The sequence below is a fragment of the Pseudonocardia lacus genome (assembly GCF_018531445.1).
In the GTDB taxonomy this organism is placed as follows: Bacteria; Actinomycetota; Actinomycetes; order Mycobacteriales; family Pseudonocardiaceae; genus Pseudonocardia; species Pseudonocardia lacus.
This window is the reverse complement of the sequence record NZ_JAHDTH010000373.1, coordinates 1-3774: the sequence shown is the minus strand read 5'-3', so window position 1 is coordinate 3774 and position 3774 is coordinate 1. Positions and strand designations below refer to the sequence as shown.

Annotated in this window: 5 protein-coding genes; 1 reads left to right on the top strand and 4 read right to left on the bottom strand. The window is 75.8% G+C overall.

Going from position 1 to position 3774, the window contains the following annotated elements:
* The 4 genes from KIK08_RS37965 to KIK08_RS37950 form a co-directional block, all read right to left on the bottom strand.
* The coding region (locus KIK08_RS37965) for a sigma factor (protein WP_305849632.1) at positions 1 to 373 on the bottom strand (373 nt) is incomplete at its 3' end.
* Positions 373 to 1113, bottom strand: a complete 741-nt coding sequence (locus KIK08_RS37960) for an SDR family oxidoreductase (protein ID WP_214408146.1) — start codon at positions 1111 to 1113, stop codon at positions 373 to 375. The genes KIK08_RS37965 and KIK08_RS37960, both read right to left, overlap by 1 nt.
* Positions 1114 to 1206: 93 nt before the next feature.
* Positions 1207 to 1893 carry a 2OG-Fe(II) oxygenase gene (locus tag KIK08_RS37955; protein WP_308258152.1) on the bottom strand — a complete coding sequence of 229 codons (687 nt, stop codon included), beginning with the start codon at positions 1891 to 1893 and terminating at the stop codon, positions 1207 to 1209.
* Positions 1894 to 1946: 53 nt separating this feature from the next.
* Positions 1947 to 3266: a VWA domain-containing protein gene (locus tag KIK08_RS37950; RefSeq protein ID WP_214408145.1), complete on the bottom strand. Its 1320-nt coding sequence runs from the start codon at positions 3264 to 3266 to the stop codon at positions 1947 to 1949.
* A 164-nt stretch (positions 3267 to 3430) separates the two neighbouring features.
* Between KIK08_RS37950 and KIK08_RS37945 the strand changes: the two genes are divergently transcribed.
* A partial coding sequence (locus tag KIK08_RS37945) for a P1 family peptidase (RefSeq protein WP_308258151.1) occupies positions 3431 to 3774 on the top strand: 344 nt, incomplete at its 3' end.

The following is a 3774-nucleotide window of genomic DNA, read 5'->3' as shown; positions in this document are numbered from 1 at the left end:
GGCCGGCGACCACCGCCGCCGGGTCGTCGGCGCCCAGCGCCGCGTCGGGCGCGGGCTGCAGCCAGGGCACCGACGGGTCGGCCGCGCCGAGGGCGACCCGGTGGTCGTCCGCCGGCGCGCCGAGGCCCGAGGGCAGGGGGCGGCGGGAGCGCCGTTGCAGCGCGGTGAGGCAGGCGGTCGTGGCGATCCGGTGCAGCCAGCGGCGCACCGAGGAGCGGCCCTCGAACCCGCCGAACCCGCGCCACGCCCGCAGGTAGGTCTCCTGGACCAGGTCCTCGGCCTCGTGGATCGAGCCGAGCATGCGGTAGCAGTGCGCGAGCAGTTCCCGCCGGAACGGTGCGGTGAGCTCGGCGAACTCGGCGTCGGGGAGCATCAGCCGACCGGGTGCAGGCCGGCGGCGTCGAGCACGTGCTCCGGCGCCGCCGCGGGATCGGCGGCCACCTCCAGCACCGCCTCGCCGACCCGTTCCGCGGTGAGGACGGGCTGCATCGTGGCGACCAGGGCGTCCGGGTCGACGCCCTGCCGCGCGGCGTAGCCGGCGACGCCGACCGCCCCGACCCCGCCGGCCGGGGTCAGCTGCGGCAGCAGGGCCACGAACCGGATGCCGAGCCCGGCGCGCTCCGACTCGCCGCCCGCGTAGCTCGACAGGTGCCGCACCGCCGCCTTGGCCCCGCCGTACCCGCCGCTGAGCGGGGAGCCGTGCAGGGCGGCCCCGCTGGAGATCGTGACCACCCGGCTGCCCGGCGCGAGCGGTTCGCGCAGCGCCGCGCGGATCCAGCCGAACGCGTGCCGGGTGTCGACCTGCCAGTGCCGGCTGAAGCTCTCCCAGGTGTGCTCGTGCACCGGGGCCATGTGCGGGAGGGCGCCGGCGTTGAGCACGAGCAGGTCGGGGCGGTGCTCGTGGAGCACCCGGCGGGCGAGGTCCTCGTCGGTGGCGTCGGCGGGCAGCGCGGTGAAGCCGTCGCCGAGCTGGTCGCGCACGGCGCGCAGGTCGTCGGCGCTGCGGGCGATGCCGACGACGGGCGTGCCCGCGGCGACGAGCGCGGCCGCGACGGCGCGGCCGAAGCCGCGCCCGGCGCCGGTGACGACGGCGGTGCGGAGGGGATCGGGCATGGGACGCTCCCGGGGTGCTGGGTCATTGCTCCCTGTCGAGACCCGCCCCGGCCCGCGAACCCGTCACACACTCGCAGTGGCGTGCGTCACAGATCATCGCGCGTTGTGGAAGATGACCCCGAGGACGTGGCGCTGGCCGCTGTGCACGGCGCTCACCCCGTGCCGCATCGCCGCCCGGTGGTGGCCGCGGGTGCCGCGCCGCGGCCGGTGCCGCACCGGGAACACCACCGCCTCGCCCTGCCGGGGCCGCACGACCAGCGGCCGGGACTGCTGGCGCGGGCGCTGCTCGACGAACACGCTCTCGCCGCCGGTGAAGTCCTCGTCCGGGCGGCTGAGCATGACCAGGAACTGCAGCGGGAACGTCAGCTCGCCGTAGACGTCCTGGTGCAGGCAGTTGTGGCCGCCGGGGCCGTAGCGCAGCACCAGCGGGGTCGGCCGGGTCTGGCCGAGGTCGGCGCACTCGGCCAGCAGGTCGTCGAGGCGCTCCGGGAACGCGCGCTCGCCGAGCAGGCCCGCCCAGCGGTTCGCGATCGCGGCCAGCGGTGGGTAGAGCCGTTCGCGCAGCTCCCGCACGAGCGGCGGCAGCGGATCGGCGAAGTACCGGTAGGTGCCCTCGCCGAACGCGTGCCGGGCCATCACCACCGTGCTGCGGAAGCGCCGGTCGTCGTCGAACATCGCGACGACCTCCGCGCACTCGTCGGGGGAGAGCAGCGGCGCGGTGGCCGCCACGCCGTCGGCGTCGAGCCGGGCGCCGAGCCCGGTCCAGTCGAGATCGAACACGGGGCCCAGGGTCGTCGCGGGTGGGCGGCGGCGCTGGCGGGTTTCGGACGCCGCTACCGCAGGACGCCGACCGAGCGCGCGGCGGTGACCCAGCTGGGGAACTCCGAGAGCAGCCGGTCGTACAGGGTGGCGTCGGGCACGCGGTCGATGTCGTCGACGGCGAAGAAGCCGACGTTGTCGACCTTGCGCCCGGGCAGCGTGTCGAACCGCTCCAACACCCCGAAGTCGGCGCTGCCCAGCCCGACGAACTGCCAGAAGACCGGCTCGGTCGCCGCGGCCGTCAGCTGCTGCTCGATCTCCTTGTTGCGGTAGACGCCGCCGTCGGAGAAGAACAGCACCAGCGTGGGCTCCGGGACGGGGTGGAACTGCACGAAGTTCCGCACCTCGGCGATGACCTTCTGCTCCTCGTTCTGGATGCCGACGGTCTTCATGTCCAGCTGGCCCGGCTCCAGCCTGCGCTGCTTCATCATCGAGCCGACCCGCACGTGCAGCCGGATCCACTCGGGCAGCTCGCCCAGCTCGACGTCGGGCAGCCGGGCCGGGCGGGAGGCGAACGTCCAGGCCTGCATCTGGCCGTCGTCGTCGAGTTGGGCGGCGACGGCGGCCATCCGCTCCACGACGCGGCCGACGACGCCGTCGGCGTAGAGCCCGGTCATCGAGCCGGACGCGTCCAGGACCAGGACGACGCGGGCGGTGAGCCCGGCCGCGCCGCGCTTCTCCAGCGACACCGCGACCTGCTCCTTGCGCAGCGAGAGCCGCTTGCGCATGTCGACCGGCAGCTTCTCCTCCCCCTTGGTCAGCCGGATCCGCGACGGCGCGGGCGCGGGCGGCGCAGCAGGTGCGGCGGCGGGTGGGGCCTCCTCGGCCACGCTGATCCCGAAGTCGGTGGCCAGCCCGGCGAGCCCGGACGCGTAGCCCTGCCCGACGGCCCGGAACTTCCAGCCCCCGCCGCGCCGGTAGAGCTCGCCGCCGATGAACGCGGTCTCGGCGTCGGCGGTCATCGCGAAGTCGGCGATGACGGCGTGCCCACCGGCGTCGAGCAGCCGCAGCCGCAGGTCGCGGACCTGGCCGAACGTGCCGCCGTCGGCCGACGCGGCGAACACGACCTTGTCGACGCCGCCCTCCAGCCGGGCGATGTCGACGTGCAGCGCGTCGCGCGTGCCCTGCTTGCCCAGGTGCCGCACGGCGCCGGAGGGGTGGCCGGGCTGGTTGTAGAACACGAAGTCGGTGTCGTCGCGCACCTTGCCGGCGTCGGTGACCAGCAGGGCCGACGCGTCGACGTCGGGCGTCCCGGCCCCCGCGGCCCAGGACAGCTCCGCCCGCACCGCGGCCGCCGCGACCGGCACGTTCGCACCCTTGCTCAGGCTGGTCATGGGCCCGGATCCTGCCAAGCCCATCGGAGCAGGTCAGCGGCACCCCGGAGGATCACCCGGGGTGGTCGGGCGGTCACGACCCGGCGATGCAAATGCCACGTGCAGCGGCGCGATCCGTGTCACGACGCGCCGCCGTCGCCGGCCCGCGGCGGCAGGATGGGCCGGTGCGCAGCGGAGCGGAGAACGCGCTGACCGACGTGCCCGGGATCGCCGTCGGGCACGCCGAGGTCGCCGGCGGGTTGAGCGGCACGACCGTCGTCCTGGCCCCTCCGGACGGCGCGGTGGCCGGGGTGGACGTGCGCGGCGGCGCGCCCGGCACCCGCGAGACCGACCTCCTCGACCCGCGCAACACCGTCCAGCGCGTGCACGCCGTCGTGCTCAGCGGCGGCAGCGCGTTCGGGCTCGCCGCCGCCGACGGCGTCATGCACTGGCTGGAGGAGCGCGGCCGCGGGTTCCCCGTGCCCGGCGCGGTCGTGCCGATCGTGCCGGCCGCGGTGCTGTTCGACCT